Origin of the sequence: Aliirhizobium smilacinae (genome assembly GCF_006335145.1) — a bacterium.
In the GTDB taxonomy this organism is placed as follows: Bacteria; Pseudomonadota; Alphaproteobacteria; order Rhizobiales; family Rhizobiaceae; genus Neorhizobium; species Neorhizobium smilacinae.
Window position 1 is genome coordinate 1071364 of record NZ_VDMN01000001.1, and the last position, 20267, is coordinate 1091630.

Sequence of the window (20267 nt, forward strand, 5' to 3'; positions counted from 1 at the left end):
GCCTCGGTGACAGGCCCGGCAGCCGCCTGGTCGCTGCTCCCCTCACCTGCAGACACGGCTTTGCGTTCCCCCGTGGAAAACCACGGCAGGCGAAAAGGAGATCTCATTCTGATGGTCCTCTGTTGCGTAAGGCCTGGCCTTACCGCAGCGGCGTCTTTACCGCCGTGTCGCTGTCATAATCCGCCGCGATCCGAACCTCGCGGATCGGCCTCACCGTTTCGGTCGACTTGTGATAGATCGGATGCGCCTTGTAGGCCGCCAGCGCCGCCTCGTCCTCGAACTCGCCATAGACGACGAAATCGACATCCGTACCCCACTGGTCCGTCTTCACATTGGTGCCGATTTCGAGCAGCGATGCATGCGGGTTTGCGGTCAGCATCGAAAGCCCTGCCCGAACCTCTTCGAGATTTTCGGGCTTAGCCGTGAAAAACACGATATGGCGTATCATCGAAACTCCGCAGCACCTTATTCAAACCAGATGCCTGCTAACACGCGTCCCGGCCCGCATCAATGCGCCGCCGGCAAAGCCGCCCGGAATGCCCTGGCATAAACCGCCACCAGCTCCGCCCGATCCGTGCCGTTGATGATTTTTCGCGCCCCAATCCAGTCCGCCTCGCCGTTTCCAAAATAATCGCCAAGCCCATATCCGGTAAAGCTGCCCATCCGCATGCCGCCAATCAGGATCGCGACGGCGACCTTCATCTCCATGGCGCGACCTGGATCGGAGGCGAGATCGATGCCGGTCAGCGCCGACATCGCCTCGTAATTCCGCCGATGCGTCAGTTGCACGAAGCCGCGGCCAAGCCATGTCCGGCCCTCGGCATCCGGCCGCCAATAAGGTGTCTTCACCGCCGAAAGCCTGCCCGCCGCAAACGCCTTTTCCAGCCGGATGACCGCTTCGGCATCGCTCAGTGCCAGCGTCTCGCGCACCGGCTGCATCGTCGCTGCGGTCTCGTGAAAAGCGGTGGCCAACAGATAGGCAAGCGCCTCGTCGCCCCCTGCCGACCTGCAGGCAACATCCGTCAACCCTGCCCACCCGTTGAGTATGGCATCGAGCCCTTCGACCTGAGTCTGTCTGAGACGCCCGGAAAACAGGCTTTCCCGCACCTCCCGGAAGAAAATGCGACGTTCCGTAGCAGCATTAAGCTTACCCATTTACCGCCCGCCTTCACTCTGTTGCGACTTTCAATCGGTTTAAGAAAACTAAATCGTTTTAACGGCTTAACGGCCGATTTACTTTCGCCGCCGGCTGTGGAACCAATATGGGCATGCGACGTTATGTCGACGCTTTTCCATGATGGTGCAGCGCAACAAAAAAGGAGATCATGATGATGCAGCAGTCCGCACAGGCAGCCCCCTCGAAACCGATCCCGCAGGACGTACTGGATCGCATGGAATCCGAATGGAAGCAGGTGAAGGAAAACAATTCCCGCCAGCCGAACCAGCGTTGATACACACAGCCTATCCGGATATCGCTGATGTCCGGATGGCGTGATTACGTAGCACCGGTCCTTATGGGAACGGTGCTTTTGTTTGGCGCAAGCATGCTGATCCGGATTTCCGTAGATCCATCCTGCGCGCCGCGGCAAGCCGAGCACACACGCCGGATGCAGCAGTCCGATCAGGCATTGTTGCGACTGTCATCGCTCACCCGCCGCGAACAATGCCTCTTCTACGGCGAGCGCGCCGCGCTGTTTGCAGAACAGATCAAACCGGCGGATCGGTGTTTCGGGGTTGGCCGCAACGGCGAAGCCCTGAAGAGGCAGACAGAGGCGCGGCTTTACCGCCAGCTTGCAGAAGGCTGCACGCTCTAACCTTGCCGTCATATCCCGCGCACCCGCGGTTCCCCATGCCCTTCCAGCACCAACGCGGTCAGCGCCCAGACCAAAGCGTCCAGCCGGTCGGGCGAACGCCCTGACGACAGTCCGTCCGGGCCGAAATCGCACATCTCGTCCTCGAGTTCGATAAACCGCCCTGCATGCGCCACCCGGCCCTGCTCGTAGAGTGCCGCCACCGGTTCGGCCCGCAAAAACTTTCCGTGTGTAGCCCGCACCAAGGTGATCGGCAGCGCCACATCGACGCTTCTGAGCATCGCCGTCACCATCTCGCCACCCTGGTTCACCTCGGCGACAATCCGGTCCGCGGCAAAACGTCGATAGGCCTTCACCACCGCCTGCGCCCAGGCTGCGGGCGTTGCGCCCTCCACAGAACAATCGGCCAGCACCACGGCCCGCCCTTCCGGCTCCAGCCCCGCCACGACGATGCCGCAGCAGGAATTTGGTCCTATGCCTGAGGGCGGATCGACCGCGACGACGATCCGCCTCAAGGCCGGCACGACACGGATCACGCAGGCCTCGATCTCGCCGCGTCGCCACAGCGCATCCTCGCGGTCCTCGATCAACTCGCCGGCCAGTTCCTGCCGTCCCAGCCTTGTGCCGCCATAACGGCGCTCCAGCGCTTCGATGAAACCCGGCGCCAGGTTGTTCCGGTTGTCGCCGGTGGCAATCCTGACCAACCGTGTCGAAGGGTCGGCGATCAGCCGTTTCAGCACCGGCACCGGCCGCGGCGTCGTCGTCACCAGTTGCCGCGGATTCCCGATCCCGTGCCAGCTGCCGTTGAAGGCTGTTGACCTTTTCGAGCGTGCGCACGATCAGGCTCATGGCGTCGGTTGCCGCCTTCACGTCCGCCCGCGCCAGTTTCTGCGCTGCCTCGTCGCCGTCCGCCAAAGCGGCGGTAGCGCTCTCGCGCATCTGTCGAAAGGTGGAAAATTGCGCCCGCATCTCGACCGTCATCTCGTTCAGGATTTGCCGCAGCTCTTCGCCAACCGAAACCATGCCCTCCGCCGATTTGGTCTCCAGCGCAGCCCTCGCCACTTTTGCCAGTGCAACATCGTCCATCGGGATCTCGTCGCCATAGGCCGGGCGGTCCCGCCACGTGCCAAACAGGGCCGGATCAAAACTGTCGAATTCATCCATGAAAGGACCCTCGAAGCGCATAGGAAAACCGGCCGCCAGCCTTGCCGGCTGGAGCGTGTCGTCCCCGTGTCGCGATGTCGGATTAGTATTTTATCATCGGTGCAGCGCCAAAACATGGGCGCACCTTTCGAAGCTTCCCGCCGTTCGGCGCAGTTCTTCGACTATGCCTGAACCCTATCAAAGCACCGTCACGCCGTCAAGGATTATTTTCCTATTTCTGTGATTTTGTCCAATGGCAGGTCTGTTCGACGAACCTGCCGATCTTCTCCCTTGCGATCGTCCTGCAATCACTCATAGTGGCGCACCGTTCGTCCTGCCGGAGAATTCCATGCCCACCACACCGCAAGCCTTTACCGGCCTTTCCGCCTTCCCGCTGACGCCTGCGGACGAATCCGGCCGCGTCGATACCGATGCGCTGCAGCGACTTCTCGCCCGCATCGTCGAGGCGAAAGTCGATTCGATCGGGCTGCTCGGCAGCACCGGCACCTATATGTATCTCTCCCGCGAGGAACGTCGCCGCGCCGTGAAGGCCGCCATCGAATGCGTCGCCGGCCGTGTCCCACTCATCGTCGGTATCGGCACGCTGCGCACCGACGATGCGGCAGCACTTGCCCGCGATGCCGCCGGTGCCGATGCGCTTCTGCTTGCGCCGGTCTCCTACACCCCCCTCACCGAAGAAGAGGCCTTTCGCCATTACGAGGCGGTTGCCGGCGCAACCGACCTGCCGCTGTCGATCTACAACACCCCGTCGACCACGCATTTCTCCTTCAGTGAGGCCCTCATCCAGCGGCTTGCCGGGCTTGCCAATATCAGCGCGATCAAGATGCCGTTGCCAAAGGATGGCGATTTTGCCGGCGAAATCGGGCGCATAAGAGCCACTGCGCCGTCCGGTTTTGCCATCGGCTATAGTGGCGACTGGGGCTGCCCTTCGGCACTGCTCGCCGGAGCCGACTGCTGGTACAGCGTCGTTGCCGGTCTCTTTCCGAAGCCGGCATTGGCCTTGGCCCGTGCAGCCATTGCCGGCGATGCGGAAGAGACCGCGCGTCTCGAAAGGGCATTCCAGCCGCTCTGGGACTATTTCAAGGCCCATGGCGGGTTGCGCGCCAGCCATGCCGCGGCGACCGTCCTTGGGCTCAAGGTGGGACCGCTGCCCCGTCCGCTTCTGCCGCTCGGCCCAGATGCCCTTGCCAGCATCGAGACAGCCATAACCGGGCTGGATGCGTAACCACCATGGACGTCACCATCTACCACAATCCGGCCTGCGGCACGTCGCGCAATACGCTCGCCATGATCCGCAATGCCGGGATCGAACCAACGATCGTCGAATACCTCAAGACGCCGCCCTCGCGGGCAGAACTCACCCGGATGATTGCCGATGCCGGGCTTACCGTGCGGCAGGCGATCCGCGAAAAGGGCACTCCCTATGCGGAGCTCGGCCTCGACGACCCGGCGCTTTCCGATGAAGCGCTGGTCGATGCCATGCTGCAAACGCCGATCCTGATCAACCGGCCTTTCGTGGTCACGCCGCTCGGCACGCGACTGGCGCGACCGTCGGATTTGGTTCTCGACATCCTGCCGGATAGCCACAAGGGACCTTTTTCCAAGGAGGACGGCGAAGCGGTGATCGACGAAGACAGCAAGCGCCTTCGCTGACCCCTCACGTGCCGCAAAATGTCCGCGTGACCCTCTCGGCCGGCGTCGGCGGGGTCATGTAACCGGCGAATTCGGCACATTCCTCATAAGGCTTTTCCAGCGCTTCGAGCAGCCGCTCAAAAAAGGAGAAGTCGCCGTAATTGGCCGCCGAAATTGCCTCCTGGATCCGGTGATTGCGCGGAATGATCGCCGGATTGACGGCGCGCATCGCGTCTGCACGGCCGTTGTCCGTCTGCGGCTCCAGCGCCAGTCGCTCGCGCCAGAGAGAGAGCCATTCGGCCGCCTTTATCGGCTCGACGAATTGGGCCAGGAACCGTTCGTCCCGCCCCTCCGCCGCATCCGCCAAACCACGGAAAACAAGGGTGAAATCGGCCTCCACTTCCTGCATGATTGACAGCAGATCCTGAACCAGCTGGCCGTCGCCATCGGCTTGCGTCGCAAGCCCCAGCTTCCTGCGGAACACCGCGATCCATTCCGCCTGAAACCACGTGCCGAATTGCTGCAGAACGTCGTTTGCCGCATCCACCGCCCTGTCCTGATCGTCGGCGATCAGCGGCACCAGTGCTTCGGCCAGACGCGCGATGTTCCATTGGCCGATACCCGGCTGGTTGCGATAGGCGTAGCGACCACCGCGGTCGATAGAGGAAAACACCTTCATCTGGTGGTATTCGTCCAGAAAGGCACAGGGGCCGAAATCGATCGTCTCGCCCGATATCGTCATGTTGTCGGTGTTCATCACCCCATGGACGAAACCGACGCCGAGCCAGCGCGCGATCAGTTCCGCCTGCCGCTCAGCCACGGCGCCAAGCAATGCAAGATAAGGATTTTGTTCAACCTTCAATTCGGGATAATGCCGCTCGATAACGTAATCCGCCAGCGCCCTTATGCCATCAGTATCGCCGCGGGCGGCAAAAAACTGGAACGTGCCGACCCGCACATGGCTTGCCGCCACGCGCACGAAAACCGCCCCCTGCTCCACCGTCTCGCGAAAAACCTGTTCTCCGGTCGCGACCGCCGCCAGCGCCCGCGTCGCGGGTATGCCAAGCGCCGCCATCGCCTCGGAGACGATATATTCCCGCAATACCGACCCAAGGGCTGCACGACCATCGCCCCGCCGCGAAAACGGCGTCGGTCCCGCACCCTTCAGCTGAACATCGCGGCGGAAACCCTTGTCATCCACCACCTCGCCAAGCAGGATCGCCCGGCCATCGCCGAGCTGCGGCACGAAGTTGCCGAACTGGTGACCGGCATAGGCCATGGCCAGCGGCGAGGCTCCCTGCGGCACGACATTGCCGGCAAACGTCGCCGCCAACCGGTCGAAATCGGAAAAATCGGCCTCGATGCCAAGCTCTTTCGCTAGAGCCTCGTTGAATTTGATCAGTTTCGGCCCCTCGACCGGTTCGGGATAGACCGAGGCATAAAACCTGTCGGGCAGGCGTGCGTAGGAATTGTCGAAGTGGAACACGTGTGTCTCCATCGGGCTCATCAGGCCGTTTTGCCCAATATGGGAAATCGCCGTCAGTGAACAAGCCGAAACAGAAGCTGCGGCCGGGCCGGAGAACAAAGCGCCCATACTATCTTATTGAGCACCCTTTCCTTTTCAGCATCGGCTCATAATTACAGTTTTGTGATCGGCGCAGGACGCGCCGCGAAATATGGAGACTGGGGCTATGGGTTTGTCACTTCTGATCAGCATCCTGATCACTTTCCTCGTGATCGTGCTGGTGCTTTATCTTGTCAACATGCTGCCGCTTGACGCAAAGGTCCGCCAGATCGTGCGGGTGATCGTCATCATCATCGGCATCATTTCGCTGCTGAAATATCTGGCGGTATTCTGAGCCCTGTCCGTAAACACCATTTGCCCGGACGGATCACTGGGATCCGCCCGGGCAACGGCGGCTTTCGCCTTGGGAGCCTGCGATTTCGGTGTCTCAGGAATTCATCGACTTCAGGTGGCTGACAACTTCCGCCTGATGCCTGTCATCCAGAGTTTCCACCCGATCGTGCCAGAAGTGTGACGCTTCCTCGGGCTCGTCATCCCATTTTCGGGTGCTGACGATATTATCGTCCATCTTTGCCAGCCGCGTTCCGCCGAGCCGGCGATATTCCTGCGCAAGCTCCAGTGCCTGCGTCTTTTCTCCATGAGCCTCGACCATTTGCTTCCCTTTCCTGTGCCTGTCTCCGGAGTAGAACAGGAAGGCAGGTCTAGAGTTCCCGCGCGAACGGCGGGAGCGCCAATAAAATCACCTAGTTCGTCAGCCGGTTGACGGGCTTGATCGCGTTGTCGGCGATCGCCTTGAAGGATGCGACAAGCGCGTCCATCGTGTTGGGTTCGTAATAATTCGCCGCAGTCGAGGCACAATATTTCAAAAGATCCTGGCCCCTGGTCGGCGCCATGAAGGCGACGGTATAGATCTTGATCCCACCCGTCTTGGCGGCAGCGCAGCCGTCGCGCACACTCTGGTCCAGCCTCGGGCTCCAGGTCGTGCTGTTGCCGGTCATCTCGCCGTCGGTCATCAGGATCATGATCCGGTCGGATGTCGTGTTTCCCTTCTTGGCCTGCTCCACGCTCTCGGTGTCGGTACCGTATTGATTTCTCTGGATATTGGAGGTTCCCGTGGTCACGGCGGCCGTCGCATCAGTGCCGCCGGTCGGGTTGAGCGTCATGGCCGCGACATACTGGCGGGCAGCGGCTGTTCCCCAGGCAACCGCCGACTGGCCCTTGAGGCCATTCGTATAGGAAATCGTGCCGGTCCGGACAAAGCGGGTCTTGGGGTCGGACTTATCGAGGGCGTCGAACAGGGTGGACGCCGCCTGCTTCAGTGCCTCCACCTTGGTCACGTAAACGGTCTGGTAGGACAGGCAGATGCCGAGCAAGTTGAGGACGCATTTCTGCCCCTTCACCGTCGTCGTATTGTCCGCCATCGAGGCCGATTCATCGAGCAATATGTCCATGGATATACCGTTGCTTGCCGCTGTCGTCCCGTCAGCGCCAGTGCCGCTGCCGGTGCCCGATACCGTCTTGCTGGCGGCGGCGACGGAATAGGTCTGTCCGGCAAAAAAACCGGTGAGCGGGGTCAGTGGAATATCGGCGGAGGAGGTTACGGAGACCGCGTAGCTCTTGCCTCCGGTCGATGCGTCCGTGTTGGTCGTGATCGCCACCGTGGTCGCATTCTTGATTGCCGTTGTATCGGTCGTGTTCATGTAATTCGCCAGCTGACCCGCCAGAAAATCCTTGCCGAGCTTCTGGCCTGCAGCCGTATCCGAGCCATTTGCCATTGCGCCCGAAACAGCAAGGGCCGCGGCATCCGTCGCTTCCTGCAACTGGCGTTTCGATACCATGAGATTGGCGGTGTCGATCGCCAATCCTGCGCCTCCCACCAGCATGGGCAGGATGAGTGCGGTCATCAGCCCGAAATTGCCGGTCCGGTCGGAAAAGATGCTGCGGTGGGGTCTGTTGAATATTAGCATGACGGCATTTAACGCAAAGATACGTCAATCGTGTCCTCATACATTCAAACTTGCTTAATTATTGATGACGCAGGCACTCTGCGCCGTCTGGGAACGCAAAGACATTCGTCGCCGTAAGCACCTCAGGTGACATAGGGTACAAGGGCCAGCAACTGCTGTTCGTCCTTCACGCCGATCCGGTAGAGATAGACGAGATTGGCAGCCAGCACCCGCGGGTCCCCCTCCGCATGCACGCCTTCGGCCCGCAGCTGGCAATAGACGCGGCGGATCATCAGGACATCTCCCGCAGCAATAACCTGCTCGGCCATCATGGCCGCCCTCCCCCGAGGCTTCACTATACTTAAGTAAATCTGAAAATATCACCAGATCTCAAGCGCAACAACCACAGATCATGCAAAAATCGTCGTTCAGAAGCCGGAAAAACTCAAATATCAACTCTAAAATACCAAAAAAATACTCAACTTTGTTGACACGCCTTTGCGTTGATTAAATAACTATAAACCAATTAAATCCGCGGAATTCTGCAGTTATGCATTCGCTTTAGCCATATCGCCGGTAATACCGTCAATCCGAGACACGTCATCCAATTACACCCGTACAGCTGCATCGCCCGAAGCCGTGTGAGACCTCGGGAACAGAGAGACTACGTCCATGGAAAATGGCGCCATGAAGTATATCGATGCGATTACCGGTCTTAGAACGGTTGCGGTTTTTGTCGTCTTCCTCTGCCATTCCTATGTGGATTTCGCCCCCGGCGGGTTTATCGGCGTCGATGTCTTCTTCGTCATCAGCGGCTATCTGATCACGTCCATCCTCCTCAACGAGGTGGCTCGTACGGGAACGATCTCGATTGCCGGATTTACAAGCGCCGTGCCCTGCGGATTTTGCCGGCTTCGCTTTTCTGCACCCTGATCGTTTATCTGCTCGGCAGGAACCTGCTGCAGCTTCACGGTGAGAATGCAGATCTCGGCGCGGTGGCATCGGCATTCAGCTTCATGAACTGGCTGAGGGCCTTTTCTACGACGACCGGCGGCGCACTCGGACATTACTGGTCGCTTGCAGTGGAAGAGCAGCTCTATGCCTTCTGGTCGCTGATCGTACTGGCCGTGGCAGCATGGCGCAGCACTCAATCGGTCCCCAAGGTGGCGGCCGCTCTGCTGGTCCTGTCGGTAGCCTGGCGAACCTATCTGTGGATGTCCGGCGCGGATGCCCACCGGCTTTACAATGGTCTGGACACGCATTGCGACGGCCTGCTGATCGGCTGCATCATTGCAGGCCTGCAGGATAAGCTGGCGGAAACCGGGATTTCCCGGTTATGGCCCGTCGCAGCCCTGGCCTTCGTCGTGGAACTGTTCTTCTTCAATGCGCAATCGCGATGGCTGTGGCTCTACATTCCTGCCGCATCGCTGACCGCCGGACTGATCGTATCGTGCGCAATTGCCGCAGGAAATCCGCTGGCAAGGCTGCTTGCGATGAAGCCGTTGGTGTTTCTCGGAAAGCGTTCCTACAGCTTCTATCTCTGGCACCTACCGGTCATCGGCTTCTTCTTCGCATCCGGCATATCAAGAAGCCTGTGGATCCTGCCGAGCCTCGTGCTCTGCCTGATCCTTTCCGAATTGAGCTACCGGCTGATCGAGCGTCCCTTCCTGCAGTTCAAGGATCGCCCGGCCGGCACCGGCATCGCTGCCGCCTGACAGGTCGAGGCCGTCACTACCAGAACGCCGGAGCCTCTCACTCTTCACACAAAACGCCGGGTTTGCTGCCCGGCGCTTCATTTCAACAGGGCATGAGAAACGGGCGTTCTGTCGCCTATCGGCCCCTCTGCGCCGCCTCGATCGCGTCGGACATGATTTCGACGCCGCGGTCGATCTCGGCTTCGGAGACGGTCAGGGCCGGAGCGATGCGGAAGACGCCCCCCATGCCGGGCAGTTTGACGATGTTCATGCTCATGCCACGAAGCATCGCTTCCTCCATGATTTTTGCCCCAAGTTCGAAACCGGGCGCCTTGGTATGGCGGTCGGTGACGACTTCCAGCCCCAGCAGAAGCCCGCGGCCGCGTACGTCGCCGATGCATTCGAAACGCTGCTGTAGAGACATCAACCCGTCCTTCAGGCGCTGGCCGCGACTTACCGCCTGCTCCACCAGATTGTCGCGTGCCATGACATCCAGCACCGTCACACCGACTGCCGCCGGCAGCGGATCCGATACGTGGGTCGTGTAGAACAGGAAGCCCTTTTCGAAGGCCTTCTGCTCGATCTCCGCGCTCACCATCACGGCTGCAAGCGGCAGGCCGGCACCGAGCGTCTTCGACAGGGTCATGATATCCGGCGTAACGCCATCCCGCTGGAAGGCGAACATGTTGCCGGTGCGGCCGATACCGGTCTGGGCCTCGTCGAGGATAAGCAGCATGCCGCGCTCCTCGCATTTCTTCTTCAAGGCCGCGAGATACCCAAGCGGCAGTTCGAGAATGCCGCCGGAAGACAGGATCGGCTCGGCGATGAAGGCGGCGAGATTGCCGGTCGACTGGTTGTCGATCAGGTGGAAGGCATCATCGAGCTCAGCCTGCCAGTCATTCGATCCGTCCGCATGCTTGAAACGTGGGCGATAGGCGTTCGGCGCCGGGATGACGAAAGAGCCGGCCGAGACCGGGCCGTAACCCTTGCGGCCGGCGCTGTAGGTGGCGGAAGCGGCCGCCCCGGTCATGCCGTGCCAGCTCTGGGCGAAGGCAACGATCTCATGCCCGCCGGTGACGAGCTTGGCCATGCGGATCGCCGCCTCGTTGGATTCGGCACCCGTGGTTAGAAGCTGGACGCGATCGAGGCCGGGGGCAAGTGCTGCAAGCCGTGCCGCCAGTTCCACCACCGGTCGCGACAGCATGCCGGAAAACAGATGCGCCACCGAGCCCATCTGGCGATTCACCGTCGAGACGATATCCGGGTGGGTGTGGCCGAGCACGGCGCTCATCTGGCCCGAGGTGAAGTCAAGAATGGCGCGGCCATCGGCGTCATAGACGTAACTTCCCTCGGCACGTTCGATGATGACTTCTTCGAAGGCCGGTCCGTAGCGGGTCAGGTGTTTGTCGGCATCGGCCCAGAAGGCGGGATCGTCGTTCAGCGACGTTACGGTCTTGGCGGCGTTGTCCATGGCAATTCCCCTCTGTGTTTGATTGGTCGGAAGGGTAACAAGTCGCTGGCACACCAGTCCAATTGATAGTATTTCAATCCGATATCCATTTTCCTGATATCGCCATGCTTGATCTCGCGCTTTTGAAAAACTTCGTCGTGGTGGCCCGCACGGGCTCGATCAGCCTTGCCTCGACGCAGGTCGGGCGGACGCAATCGGCGCTCAGCATGCAGATGCAGCGGCTGGAGGAACAGGTCGGACAACCGCTTCTGCAGCGTACCGGCGCCGGCATGCGGCTGACTTCGGCGGGCGAAAGGTTGCTGTCGCATGCCGAACAGCTGATCGCCCGGCATGACGAGATTTTGGCCGATATGGGTGGCGTGGCGCTGAAGGGCACGGTGAGCCTCGGCTGCCCTGAGGATTATTCGATCGCCTTCCTGCCGGAACTGCTGAAAAGCTTCTGCGCCGCCAATCCGCAGGTCGAATTGCGGCTGGTCTGCGCTCCGACGATCGGGCTGAAGCCTCTTCTGCAGCGGCGGCAGATCGACATGGCGCTGGTCTCATTGCCGGATGCGGAGGACGCCGCGGTAATCCGCCGCGAGCGTTTCGTCTGGGTGGCGGACCGACCGCAGACGCCGGTGCTTGCCAATGCGATCCTGCCGCTGGCGCTGTCGGCGCCGACGACGCTCGATTACCGTGCCGCCTGCGACGCGATGGAGACCGTCAACCGGCGTTACCGGGTGGCGTTTGCCAGCGACAGCCTTGCCGGGCTGATCGCGATTACCCGCGCCGGCCACGCGATCAGCGTGCTGACCAAAACGGCCGTGCCGCCCGACCTTCACATCATCGATGAGGGGCTGCCGAAACTGCCGACGATCGGCATCGCGCTGGAATTTTCCGAAACCCGGCCATCGTCAGCCGCCGCGATGCTGGGCGAGCACATCAGCCGCCACCTGCCGTCGCTGAAGGAGCCGGCAGTCGCGCGCGGCCTTTGAACGAGCTCAGTCCAGCCGGATTGCCGGATCGAGGCTGATCTGGTTGCGGCCGCGCATCTTGGCCGCGTACAGCGCCAGATCGGCGCGGCGATAGATCTCGTCCGCCTTCTCGCCCCCTTCCGCAGAGGCGATGCCAGCGGAGAAAGTGTAGCGAAAACTCAACTGGTCCGGCACCGGCCGCGAAATCCGCACCGCGTCGAGCATGCGGCTAACGATCGCCTCGGCATCTCCTGCTGCGGTATTGGGCAGGATGAGAACGAATTCCTCGCCGCCGACGCGACCCAAAACATCCGTCTTGCGGACATGGCCCTGCAAGGTGGCGGCAAAATCCCGCAACACGGCATCTCCCACCAGATGGCCGAAGCGGTCGTTGATATATTTGAAATTATCGATATCGAGCACGGCGATACAGCCGACATGCCGCGAAATGCGCCCGTTGTCATCGGCCTGTGCGGCCAGGAGATCGTTCAGCTTGGCCATGACGAAACGGCGGCTCGGAATGCCGGTCAGCTCGTCGGTCTGCGAAACCCTGATCGCTTCATCCCGATCCTGCCTGAGAGCCCGCTCGTCGGGCCGAATCGAGGTGATGTCGCTTGCCACGCACAGCATCCAGCCGTCGTCCTGCATGGTCTCGGTCATCCACAGCCAGCGGCCGTCATGCAGGTCGGTTTCGAAGGCGCGAAAACCGGCCTTGCCGCGCCGCGAGACGGTGGAGACCAACCAGGCTTCGAAATCCGCGACCTTGATGACGGTGCCGCGCCGGGCGTGAAAATTGCGCCGCATCAGGTCCGGCCAAAGCGGGTGCTCGCCCTCATCGACGAACCATGCCACGCGAAAGGCGCGGTTGGCATAACGCAGCCGGTCCTCGTCGTCATAGACGGCCACGCAAACGCCGGCGGCTTCCATCAGCCGTGCGGCCTGCAACATCGTTTTGTCGTCGTCCAAGGCCTTCATGCCCTTAGAATGGTCTTCATACGGCAAGCATTTAATCACGAGGTGTGAAGGATAGGTTAGAGGTTTCCGTGCAAGCCGGCGAAGCGGCGATTGGCCTCAGCTACCGCGCCTGCTCAACTTCCTTTGCGATTTCGCCGATCAACCCGCGCAGCCAGCGATGCGCCGGGTCGTTGCGGTGGCGCACATGCCAGGCCATCTGCACCGGAAATGTCCCCAGATCGACCGGCGGGGCGAGCACCTTCAGCCGCGGATCGAGCGCGATGCGGCGACAGATCAGCGCCGGTAGCGTGGTGCAGTAATCGGTCACGGCGACGAGTTCCGGGATCGACAGGAAATGTGTCACCGAGACCGCCACCTCGCGCTTCAGCCCCTGCTTTTCCAGCGACTGGAATAGGCCGGCGCGCAGGCGACCGGGCGGTAGCATGTTGACGTGCTTCAGCCGCTCGTATTGTTCGCGCGAAATACTGTCGCCGATTTCGGGGTGGCCGGTGCGGACTACGCAGGCGAGCCCATCCTGCATCAGATGCTGGACGACAAGATTATCCGGCGGATCGGTGAGCCGGCCGAGCGCCATCGCCGTCGTGCCGGACATGACGCCGGTCTCGCTGATATCGCTTCCGAAAGGCGTCAGCCGCAGCCTTATGCCCGGCGCGACATGCCCCAGCCGCTCGACGATCGCCGGCACCAGCACGAATTCCACATAATCGTTGGGGGCGATGGTGAACAGGCGTTCGGCGGTCAACGGGTCGAAATCCTGCTGGCCGAGGATCACGTCATCGAGTTTGGCCAGCGCTTCGATGATCGCTGGTGCGATCTCCTCAGCAAGCTCGGTCGGTCTCATGCCGTAACGTTCGCGGATGAAAAGCGGATCGCGCAGGCTTTCGCGCAGGCGGTTGAGCGTATTGGAGAGCGCCGGCTGGGTGATGCCGAGGCGTTCGGCGGCGCGCGTGACATTGCGCTCCTCCATCAGCACGACAAAGACCGGCAACAGGTTGAGGTCGTATCTCATTCGAAGACAACGCCTATTCAGTTATAACTTTTGACGAATATCTAGAATAATCTAAATAAATTTCCGAAATGTATCGAGCGGGCTCATCTTCAGCTTGTCCAATGGGGACAATGACAACAAACGGAGATGACGATGAGCAAGGGTAAGGTTCTGATTGCCGGTTCCAACGCAACGGCGATCGAGGTTCAGGGCGGCCGTTTCGGCGCGACCGGCCAATATCTCAACGAGACGGTCGTACCGGCGATGGCGCTGATCGCTGCCGGTTACGAGGTGGTGCTCGCCACCCCGAACGGCACCAAGCCGCATATCGACCCGGCCTCCGATGCACCTGAGCATTTTGGCGGTGACGCGGCGGGCTATCAGAAGGCCAAGACGTTCTGGGCCGAAGATCCGTCGATGAATAACGTGCTGACGCTTGGCGCAGCGATCGAACAGGGTCTGGAGAACTATTCAGCAGTCTTCGTGCCCGGTGGACAGGGGCCAGTCGTCGATCTGATGACCGATGCGGATATGGGCGAAATCCTTCGCCACTTCCATGAGGCGGCAAAACCCACGGCACTTCTGTGCCATGGCCCGATCGCCGTCGTTTCCGCCATGCCGCATGCCCGCGAATTCCGCTCGGCGCTGATTGCCGGCGATGAGGCCAAGGCTCGGGAATGGGCCAAGGGCTGGCAATATGCCGGTTACAGGATGACAGTCTTTTCCGACACGGAAGAAAAGGTCGTCGAGGACTATATTCTGCACGCCAAACTCTATTTCAACATGATCGAGGCGCTGAGCGCAGCGGGTGGTAAGGTAAGCAAGACGACGGTGGATTTCGAGCCGAACGTGGTGATCGACCGCGAACTGATCACCGGCCAGAACCCACGTTCGGACCACCCGATTGCGGCTGCATTGATCGAGGCGCTGGATCGCAGGCAGGTGAGGTGAAGGGGGTCTTTGGCGAAGGTAAACCCCCTCTGGCCTGCCGGCCATCTCCCCCACAAGGGGGGAGAACAAATGCCGCGAACGCCTGCTTCAATCAGGCAACAGCGGAACGGTCGGGTTAAGCCCTCCCCCTTGTGGGGAGGGTTTGGGAGGGGTCTTCTTCCAGCTGCAACTACCCACGGTTCACACGAAGGAACACCCCGTGACCACCGAAACAAACGCCGCAAAAATCGTCGCTATCCTCACCGCCCTGCCCGGCAAGGCCAATGAGCTGCAGGCGCTGCTTTCCGGCATGGCGGCGTCCTGCCGCGCGGAACCCGGCAACCTGCGCTGGGACATCTGGCAGGATCATTCCAACCCCGAACGTTTCGTGCTCGATGAACTCTATATCGATGCCGCTGCGGTTGACGCGCATCGACAGACGCCCCACTTCAAGGACTACGCCTCAAAGATCAACACCTTAGCCGAGCGGACCGCCTATGTGGTCACCCCCGTCAATCTCGGTTGACCTCGGCAAAAAGAGATAAGGACAAGCACGATGGCACTGAAAGACATTCTTCCCAGCAGGCTTGGTTTCGGTTCGGCGCCGCTCGGCAACATGTTCCGCGATATTCCCGAGGATGAGGCACGTGCCACCGTCGAAGCCGCATGGACCGACGGCATCCGCTATTATGACAACGCGCCCTTTTATGGTGCGGGCCTTGCCGAGATCCGCATGGGCGACGCGCTCAAGGACAAGCCGCGCGACCAGTACGTCATTTCGACCAAGGTCGGCCGTTATATTCTCGACGAGGTCGAGGATGTCAGCGCCCGCGAACAGGGCGAAAAGGCAGGCGTGTTCAGCCACGGCCTGCCGAACAAGGTGGTCAACGACTATTCCCATGACGGGACGCTACGCTCGATCGAGGACAGCCTGAAGCGGCTGAAGACCGATCATATCGAGATCGCTTTCGTGCACGACCTCGCCCAGGATTTTTGGGGCGACATCTGGCTGGAGAAATTCGAGGAAGCCCGCAAGGGCGCCTTCAAGGCACTCGACCGGTTGCGTGACGAAGGGGTGATCAAGGCCTGGGGTCTCGGCGTCAACAAGGTCGAGCCGATCGAGCTGGTGCTGGAGCTGGACGAACCGAAGCCCGACGCTTTTCTGCTGGCAGGTCGCTATACGCTGCTCGACCATGACAAGGCGCTGCAGCGGGTGATGCCGATGGTGGCAGAACGGGGTCTTGGCGTGGTTGTCGGCGGGCCTTACAGTTCCGGCGCTCTGGTCGGCGGACCGAATTTCGAATATGCGCCGATCAAGCCCGCGATGGCCGACAAGATCGCGAAGATCAAGGCTATTGCCGGTCGACATGGCGTCACCATGAAAGCCGCCGGCCTGCAGTTCTCGCTCGCCAACCCGGCCGTCGCCGCCGTCATTCCCGGCGCCAGCCAGCCCTCGCGCATTGCCGAGGATAGTGCGGCTCTCAAGGAGGTCGTTCCAGCCGATTTTTGGCGGGAACTGAGGGCGGAAAAGCTGGTGAACCCGGACGCGCCACTGCCGGTTTGAACTGAACGCTCGTGAAGATCATGCCCCGGCAACATTCCGCCGGGGCATTTTTTTGATCTCAGTTCGCCATGGTCGAACGATGCGCCCAGCCGGTCATGCGGCGTTCGATAAAGGCCATCAGCGAATACATGGCGATACCTTCGACCGCCAGCGCCAGCAGGCCGGCAAAGACCAGCGGCACGTTGAACTGGCTCTGGGCCGAGGCCATCATGTTGCCGAGGCCATAATTGGAGGCGACGGTTTCGCTCAAGACCGAGCCGACAAAGGCGAGCGTGATGGCGATCTTCAGCGAGCCGAAGAAATAAGGCATCGAGCGCGGGATGCCGACCTTCAGCATGATGTCGAGCTTCTTGGCTCCCAGCGCCCGCAGCACGTCCTCCGTCTCCGGCTCAATGGTGGCCAAACCCGTCGCGACATTCACCACGATCGGGAAGAAGGAGATGAGGAAGGCGGTGATGACGGCCGGAATGGTGCCGATGCCGAACCAGATCACCAGAATCGGCACGACCGCGACCTTGGGGATAGCATTGAAGCCGATCATGATCGGGTAGAGCCCGGCATAAATCGTCTTCGACCAGCCGATGAACAGGCCGATCGCCAGACCGCCGACAACGGCCAGACCGAAACCGAGCGTGGTGGTGAACAACGTCTGGGCCGAATTTTTCAGAAGAGGCGACCAGTACTGGACGACTGCCTGAAAGATACGGCTCGGGGCCGGCAGGATCGTCACCGGCGTCCCCAACCCGCGCACCAGCATTTCCCAGAAGAGAAACATGCCAAGCGTGAAGAGCCAGGGTGCAGCCTTGACCCAGTTGATACGCGCCGGCTGTTTGGCGATTGCGGGGGTTGCTGTCGAATTTTCGGTCGCAATCGTCATGCCGTCACCCTCGCCTGCGCGATCTCGCCGTGCAGCTGGTGCACGAGGTCGTTGAACCTGCTTTCATACATGATCTCAAGATCTCGCGGCCGCTCGAAAGGCACGCGGTGCTCCTTAAGAATACGGCCCGGTCGTGCGCTCATGACAAAAATCTTGTCGGCCAGAAACGCCGCTTCGCGCAGGTCATGGGTGACGAGCACAATGGTGACGCCCTGTGCGGCGTGAAGATCGCGGATGACGCACCAGAGTTCCTCGCGGGTAAAGGCATCGAGCGCGCCGAACGGTTCGTCGAGCATCAGCAATTCCGGTTCGTGGATCAGCGCCCGACACAGATTGGCGCGCTGCTGCATGCCGCCTGACAACTGCCAGGGGAATTTTGCACCAAAACCCTTGAGGCCGACGAGTTCCAGAAGATGCTCTGCCTTCTCGATGTATTCCTTCTTGTTGGCGCGCAGCCTGTGCCGGTGCTTTTCGACGATTTCGAGCGGCAGGAGGATGTTTTCCAGCGTCGTGCGCCAAGGCAGCATTGTCGGGTTCTGAAAAGCCATGCCGACGATCGAGATGGGTTGCGTCACATGCTGGCCAGCAACGATGACGGTGCCGACCTGCGGGATATGCAGGCCGGTGACGAGTTTCATCAGCGTGGACTTGCCGCAGCCGGACGGCCCGACAACGGCGGCGAAATCGCCCTTGCCGACACGCATGGTGAGGCCGGAGACCGCAAGCGTGCCGTCCGCGCCGCCGTAGCGCATGTCGACGTCATCGATGGATACGAGGTGTGCCATGGGGTGTTCTTTCGGTTGGGATGTGGTGCCGGTGGCGATTCCCTCACTTGCGATTTCTAACACTTAGCCTTTGGCTAAGATGTTGAAATCGCTTTCTCTCCCACAAGGGGGAGAGATACCGGTGAGGCTCCCTCGGCGCCCTACCTCTCCCCTTGTGGGAGAGGTTACAAAATCAAGATCTTAGCCAAAGGCTAAGTCTTAGATTTTGTTGGTGAGGGGATGAGCCCCCTCACCCGCATTCGCCCTTACGGCAGCATCCGCTCGGCCTTTGCCGGCAGGAAGCTGGCGTCAAAAACCTGTTCGGCCTTGACCGCACCCTTCAGGCCCATGGAAACCTTGAGCGTTTCGATGGAGGCGGAAAGACGGGCCATGTCGACGCCGCCGATGCCATTTTCGACCACGTAAGGCGTCTTGATGTTCATGGCGTTGGCCATGTTCAGGCGCTCAAGCTCGATATCCGGGTTGAGCGTTTCGTTGCGCTTCAAGACGGCATCAACGCCTTCCTTCGGGTTGGCGACGGCGGCGGCAAACCCCTTGGCCAGCGCCTTCATGAAGCCCTTGACGGCTTCCGGGTTTTCCTTGGCGAAATCGGTATTTACCAGAACCGAGTTGCCGTAGAGATTGAGCCCGTGTTCGGCCATCAGGATCGTCGCGATATCGTCATCGGCAATCCCCTGAGCCTTCAGGTTGAGGATGACGGAGAAGGCGAAACCGAAGACGGCATCGACATCGCCCTTGGCCAGCATCGGTTCACGCACGGGAAAGCCGATCGATTCGATGGTGATCTTGCTGTCGTCGACCTTGGCCACCTGCTTGAAGGCCTTCCACTGGGCGAACGCGCCATCCGGCGGCGGTGCGCCGAGCTTCTTGCCTTCGAGCGACTTCGGATCGCTGGTGACGCCGAGCGACTTGCGGCCGACGACCGCGAAGGTCGGGCGCTCGTAGATCATCATCGCCGCCTTGATCTTCTGCGACGGGTCTTCATCGAGGAATTTGATCAGCGAGTTGATGTCGCCAAAGCCCATTTGATACGTGCCGGTTGCAACGCGCGGGATCGCCTCGACCGAACCATTGCCGGTATCGATCGTGACGTTGAGGCCTTCTTCCTTGAAATACCCCTTGTCCACGGCCAGCAGAAAACCGGCTGCCGGGCCTTCGAATTTCCAGTCGAGCGTGAACTTGATGGCCGTTTCGGCAAATGCCGGGGCTGTAAAACCGGTGGCCAATGCGACCGTGGCGAGAGCGGCTAATTTGGAGAGATATCTACGCGTCAGCATTATGTTCCCCTGCTGGTTGTTATTGCCCCATAGAAAACGACAAATCACCAACCACGCAAGCCCGATTGCACATTTTATCATCAATAATTTGCGTGCTTATTTTCAAATCACAATTTTGAAGACGATGTTGCGACAACAACCCGTCGCTCGGCAAGGGCGGAGCGTTGCGCACCGCCGAAGCGGGAGCCGGTTAACCGTGATGAGAAAGAATGAAAGCCAGCGCTAAAATACGATTGCCGATCCCGGCAGGTGGCCTATTTTCTTCATCTGGAGGACGAAGAATGCGCATAAAGCTGTTTCTGGCCTGCGTCGCAGTTTTGACCATAGCGTGGCTGACAGGGCTTTTCGCCCTGGTTTGGTCGCTGCTCTGAGAGGCAATTTATTATCTGCGGCGGTTCTTTTCCGCCACCGAAAGCGCGACGACGGCACCGAAATAACCGACCTGCATAAGAATAAGAGAGGCCAGACCAAAGCTCATCGCCCACCACGCTCCATCGCCCACAACGAGACTGGCGCAAGTAATAAGGGCCGACATAAGCAGCATCCGCAGAAAACCGCAGGGCAGCTGAAGATGACGAGAAATATTTTCCATGCGCTCGCCCAATAGTTAACCGGACATTAACTATATCGTATCTTGCCAATACGTCATACCCCATATGAGGGATACGGTGCGAA

General features: G+C 60.4%; 24 protein-coding genes and 1 pseudogene. 11 read left to right on the plus strand and 14 right to left on the minus strand.

Annotated features, from left to right (window positions below; genetic code table 11):
* Window positions 1-139 precede the first annotated feature (139 nt).
* Together FHP24_RS05210 and FHP24_RS05215 are read right to left on the minus strand one after the other, a co-directional pair.
* Entirely contained in the window at window positions 140-448 is a 309-nt protein-coding gene (locus FHP24_RS05210) for a Dabb family protein (RefSeq protein WP_139673809.1), read from the minus strand.
* 59 nt (window positions 449-507) lie between these two features.
* Window positions 508-1155 (minus strand): hypothetical protein, encoded by a 648-nt coding sequence (locus FHP24_RS05215; RefSeq protein ID WP_139673812.1) that lies wholly within the window; start codon window positions 1153-1155, stop codon window positions 508-510.
* Between the two features lie 173 nt (window positions 1156-1328).
* Here FHP24_RS05215 and FHP24_RS29195 point away from each other — a divergent pair, with 173 nt between their 5' ends.
* Together FHP24_RS29195 and FHP24_RS05220 are read left to right on the plus strand one after the other, a co-directional pair.
* Complete coding sequence (locus FHP24_RS29195; RefSeq protein WP_281287394.1) at window positions 1329-1451, plus strand: hypothetical protein; 123 nt, start codon at window positions 1329-1331, stop codon at window positions 1449-1451.
* Window positions 1452-1478: 27 nt separating this feature from the next.
* Window positions 1479-1814: a hypothetical protein gene (locus FHP24_RS05220; protein WP_139673815.1), complete on the plus strand. Its 336-nt coding sequence runs from the start codon at window positions 1479-1481 to the stop codon at window positions 1812-1814.
* Window positions 1815-1822: 8 nt separating this feature from the next.
* Here the strand turns inward: FHP24_RS05220 and FHP24_RS05225 are convergent.
* A pseudogene (locus FHP24_RS05225) lies at window positions 1823-2590 on the minus strand (phage terminase large subunit family protein); the annotation flags it as partial.
* Window positions 2591-3303: 713 nt separating this feature from the next.
* Here FHP24_RS05225 and FHP24_RS05230 point away from each other — a divergent pair.
* The gene (locus FHP24_RS05230; protein ID WP_139673821.1) at window positions 3304-4200 is read left to right on the plus strand and encodes a dihydrodipicolinate synthase family protein; all 897 of its coding nucleotides are present in this window, start codon (window positions 3304-3306) and stop codon (window positions 4198-4200) included.
* 5 nt (window positions 4201-4205) lie between these two features.
* Entirely contained in the window at window positions 4206-4628 is a 423-nt protein-coding gene (gene arsC, locus FHP24_RS05235) for an arsenate reductase (glutaredoxin) (RefSeq protein WP_139673824.1), read from the plus strand.
* 4 nt (window positions 4629-4632) lie between these two features.
* Here the strand turns inward: arsC and FHP24_RS05240 are convergent, their stop codons facing one another.
* On the minus strand, window positions 4633-6114 hold the full coding sequence (locus tag FHP24_RS05240; protein ID WP_139676139.1) for a protein adenylyltransferase SelO: 1482 nt from the start codon (window positions 6112-6114) through the stop codon (window positions 4633-4635).
* Between the two features lie 184 nt (window positions 6115-6298).
* Here FHP24_RS05240 and FHP24_RS28645 point away from each other — a divergent pair, with 184 nt between their 5' ends.
* A complete protein-coding gene (locus FHP24_RS28645) occupies window positions 6299-6466 on the plus strand; it encodes a Thivi_2564 family membrane protein (protein WP_180355836.1) in 168 nt (55 codons plus the stop codon).
* A gap of 93 nt (window positions 6467-6559) precedes the next feature.
* Here the strand turns inward: FHP24_RS28645 and FHP24_RS05245 are convergent, their stop codons facing one another.
* From FHP24_RS05245 to FHP24_RS05255, 3 genes are all read right to left on the minus strand, one after another.
* Window positions 6560-6784, minus strand: coding sequence for a hypothetical protein (locus FHP24_RS05245; RefSeq protein ID WP_139673827.1), 225 nt, complete (start codon window positions 6782-6784; stop codon window positions 6560-6562).
* 91 nt (window positions 6785-6875) lie between these two features.
* The gene (locus tag FHP24_RS05250; RefSeq protein ID WP_139673830.1) at window positions 6876-8099 is read right to left on the minus strand and encodes a TadE/TadG family type IV pilus assembly protein; all 1224 of its coding nucleotides are present in this window, start codon (window positions 8097-8099) and stop codon (window positions 6876-6878) included.
* Between the two features lie 122 nt (window positions 8100-8221).
* Window positions 8222-8410 (minus strand): hypothetical protein, encoded by a 189-nt coding sequence (locus tag FHP24_RS05255; RefSeq protein WP_139673833.1) that lies wholly within the window; start codon window positions 8408-8410, stop codon window positions 8222-8224.
* 355 nt (window positions 8411-8765) lie between these two features.
* Here FHP24_RS05255 and FHP24_RS28650 point away from each other — a divergent pair, with 355 nt between their 5' ends.
* The gene (locus FHP24_RS28650; RefSeq protein WP_180355895.1) at window positions 8766-9011 is read left to right on the plus strand and encodes an acyltransferase family protein; all 246 of its coding nucleotides are present in this window, start codon (window positions 8766-8768) and stop codon (window positions 9009-9011) included.
* The gene (locus tag FHP24_RS05260; protein WP_180355896.1) at window positions 8984-9793 is read left to right on the plus strand and encodes an acyltransferase family protein; all 810 of its coding nucleotides are present in this window, start codon (window positions 8984-8986) and stop codon (window positions 9791-9793) included. Before FHP24_RS28650 ends, FHP24_RS05260 begins: the two co-directional genes overlap by 28 nt.
* A 115-nt stretch (window positions 9794-9908) precedes the next feature.
* Here the strand turns inward: FHP24_RS05260 and FHP24_RS05265 are convergent, their stop codons facing one another.
* Complete coding sequence (locus FHP24_RS05265; protein ID WP_139673839.1) at window positions 9909-11243, minus strand: aspartate aminotransferase family protein; 1335 nt, start codon at window positions 11241-11243, stop codon at window positions 9909-9911.
* A 104-nt stretch (window positions 11244-11347) separates the two neighbouring features.
* Here FHP24_RS05265 and FHP24_RS05270 point away from each other — a divergent pair, with 104 nt between their 5' ends.
* Window positions 11348-12217 carry a LysR family transcriptional regulator gene (locus FHP24_RS05270; RefSeq protein ID WP_139673841.1) on the plus strand — a complete coding sequence of 290 codons (870 nt, stop codon included), beginning with the start codon at window positions 11348-11350 and terminating at the stop codon, window positions 12215-12217.
* 6 nt (window positions 12218-12223) lie between these two features.
* Here FHP24_RS05270 and FHP24_RS05275 read toward each other — a convergent pair whose 3' ends face one another.
* Together FHP24_RS05275 and FHP24_RS05280 are read right to left on the minus strand one after the other, a co-directional pair.
* Window positions 12224-13171, minus strand: a complete 948-nt coding sequence (locus FHP24_RS05275; RefSeq protein WP_394344595.1) for a sensor domain-containing diguanylate cyclase — start codon at window positions 13169-13171, stop codon at window positions 12224-12226.
* Between the two features lie 100 nt (window positions 13172-13271).
* Window positions 13272-14180 carry a LysR substrate-binding domain-containing protein gene (locus FHP24_RS05280; RefSeq protein ID WP_139673844.1) on the minus strand — a complete coding sequence of 303 codons (909 nt, stop codon included), beginning with the start codon at window positions 14178-14180 and terminating at the stop codon, window positions 13272-13274.
* A 132-nt stretch (window positions 14181-14312) separates the two neighbouring features.
* On the opposite strand from FHP24_RS05280, the gene FHP24_RS05285 reads away from it, so the two are divergent.
* The 3 genes from FHP24_RS05285 (at window position 14313) to FHP24_RS05295 (ending at window position 16653) form a co-directional block, all read left to right on the plus strand.
* Window positions 14313-15110 carry a type 1 glutamine amidotransferase domain-containing protein gene (locus FHP24_RS05285; protein ID WP_139673847.1) on the plus strand — a complete coding sequence of 266 codons (798 nt, stop codon included), beginning with the start codon at window positions 14313-14315 and terminating at the stop codon, window positions 15108-15110.
* Between the two features lie 199 nt (window positions 15111-15309).
* The gene (locus tag FHP24_RS05290; protein WP_139673850.1) at window positions 15310-15615 is read left to right on the plus strand and encodes a putative quinol monooxygenase; all 306 of its coding nucleotides are present in this window, start codon (window positions 15310-15312) and stop codon (window positions 15613-15615) included.
* Between the two features lie 30 nt (window positions 15616-15645).
* Window positions 15646-16653, plus strand: coding sequence for an aldo/keto reductase (locus FHP24_RS05295; protein WP_139673853.1), 1008 nt, complete (start codon window positions 15646-15648; stop codon window positions 16651-16653).
* A gap of 58 nt (window positions 16654-16711) precedes the next feature.
* Here FHP24_RS05295 and FHP24_RS05300 read toward each other — a convergent pair whose 3' ends face one another.
* The 4 genes from FHP24_RS05300 to FHP24_RS05315 form a co-directional block, all read right to left on the minus strand.
* Window positions 16712-17530 (minus strand): ABC transporter permease, encoded by an 819-nt coding sequence (locus tag FHP24_RS05300; RefSeq protein WP_139673856.1) that lies wholly within the window; start codon window positions 17528-17530, stop codon window positions 16712-16714.
* The gene (locus tag FHP24_RS05305; RefSeq protein WP_180355897.1) at window positions 17527-18315 is read right to left on the minus strand and encodes an ABC transporter ATP-binding protein; all 789 of its coding nucleotides are present in this window, start codon (window positions 18313-18315) and stop codon (window positions 17527-17529) included. The genes FHP24_RS05300 and FHP24_RS05305 overlap by 4 nt, the downstream gene beginning before the upstream one ends.
* A gap of 245 nt (window positions 18316-18560) precedes the next feature.
* Window positions 18561-19592, minus strand: coding sequence for an ABC transporter substrate-binding protein (locus tag FHP24_RS05310; RefSeq protein ID WP_180355898.1), 1032 nt, complete (start codon window positions 19590-19592; stop codon window positions 18561-18563).
* A 382-nt stretch (window positions 19593-19974) separates the two neighbouring features.
* Complete coding sequence (locus FHP24_RS05315; RefSeq protein ID WP_139673859.1) at window positions 19975-20184, minus strand: hypothetical protein; 210 nt, start codon at window positions 20182-20184, stop codon at window positions 19975-19977.
* Window positions 20185-20267: the final 83 nt, after the last annotated feature.

Excerpts from the sequence above, each read along its gene's own strand:
- FHP24_RS05245 (WP_139673827.1), bottom strand. The coding sequence starts at position 6,784 with ATGGTCGAGGCTCATGGAGAAAAGACGCAGGCACTGGAGCTTGCGCAG.
- FHP24_RS05305 (WP_180355897.1), bottom strand. The coding sequence starts at position 18,315 with ATGGCACACCTCGTATCCATCGATGACGTCGACATGCGCTACGGCGGC.
- FHP24_RS05310 (WP_180355898.1), bottom strand. The coding sequence starts at position 19,592 with ATGCTGACGCGTAGATATCTCTCCAAATTAGCCGCTCTCGCCACGGTC.
- FHP24_RS05300 (WP_139673856.1), bottom strand. The coding sequence starts at position 17,530 with ATGACGATTGCGACCGAAAATTCGACAGCAACCCCCGCAATCGCCAAA.
- FHP24_RS05215 (WP_139673812.1), bottom strand. The coding sequence starts at position 1,155 with ATGGGTAAGCTTAATGCTGCTACGGAACGTCGCATTTTCTTCCGGGAG.
- FHP24_RS05255 (WP_139673833.1), bottom strand. The coding sequence starts at position 8,410 with ATGATGGCCGAGCAGGTTATTGCTGCGGGAGATGTCCTGATGATCCGC.
- FHP24_RS05280 (WP_139673844.1), bottom strand. The coding sequence starts at position 14,180 with ATGAGATACGACCTCAACCTGTTGCCGGTCTTTGTCGTGCTGATGGAG.
- arsC (WP_139673824.1), top strand. The coding sequence starts at position 4,206 with ATGGACGTCACCATCTACCACAATCCGGCCTGCGGCACGTCGCGCAAT.
- FHP24_RS05285 (WP_139673847.1), top strand. The coding sequence starts at position 14,313 with ATGAGCAAGGGTAAGGTTCTGATTGCCGGTTCCAACGCAACGGCGATC.
- FHP24_RS29195 (WP_281287394.1), top strand. The coding sequence starts at position 1,329 with ATGATGCAGCAGTCCGCACAGGCAGCCCCCTCGAAACCGATCCCGCAG.
- FHP24_RS28650 (WP_180355895.1), top strand. The coding sequence starts at position 8,766 with ATGAAGTATATCGATGCGATTACCGGTCTTAGAACGGTTGCGGTTTTT.
- FHP24_RS05275 (WP_394344595.1), bottom strand. The coding sequence starts at position 13,171 with ATGAAGGCCTTGGACGACGACAAAACGATGTTGCAGGCCGCACGGCTG.
- FHP24_RS05315 (WP_139673859.1), bottom strand. The coding sequence starts at position 20,184 with ATGGAAAATATTTCTCGTCATCTTCAGCTGCCCTGCGGTTTTCTGCGG.
- FHP24_RS05265 (WP_139673839.1), bottom strand. The coding sequence starts at position 11,243 with ATGGACAACGCCGCCAAGACCGTAACGTCGCTGAACGACGATCCCGCC.
- FHP24_RS05270 (WP_139673841.1), top strand. The coding sequence starts at position 11,348 with ATGCTTGATCTCGCGCTTTTGAAAAACTTCGTCGTGGTGGCCCGCACG.
- FHP24_RS05220 (WP_139673815.1), top strand. The coding sequence starts at position 1,479 with ATGTCCGGATGGCGTGATTACGTAGCACCGGTCCTTATGGGAACGGTG.
- FHP24_RS05295 (WP_139673853.1), top strand. The coding sequence starts at position 15,646 with ATGGCACTGAAAGACATTCTTCCCAGCAGGCTTGGTTTCGGTTCGGCG.
- FHP24_RS05250 (WP_139673830.1), bottom strand. The coding sequence starts at position 8,099 with ATGCTAATATTCAACAGACCCCACCGCAGCATCTTTTCCGACCGGACC.
- FHP24_RS05230 (WP_139673821.1), top strand. The coding sequence starts at position 3,304 with ATGCCCACCACACCGCAAGCCTTTACCGGCCTTTCCGCCTTCCCGCTG.
- FHP24_RS05240 (WP_139676139.1), bottom strand. The coding sequence starts at position 6,114 with ATGAGCCCGATGGAGACACACGTGTTCCACTTCGACAATTCCTACGCA.
- FHP24_RS05210 (WP_139673809.1), bottom strand. The coding sequence starts at position 448 with ATGATACGCCATATCGTGTTTTTCACGGCTAAGCCCGAAAATCTCGAA.
- FHP24_RS28645 (WP_180355836.1), top strand. The coding sequence starts at position 6,299 with ATGGGTTTGTCACTTCTGATCAGCATCCTGATCACTTTCCTCGTGATC.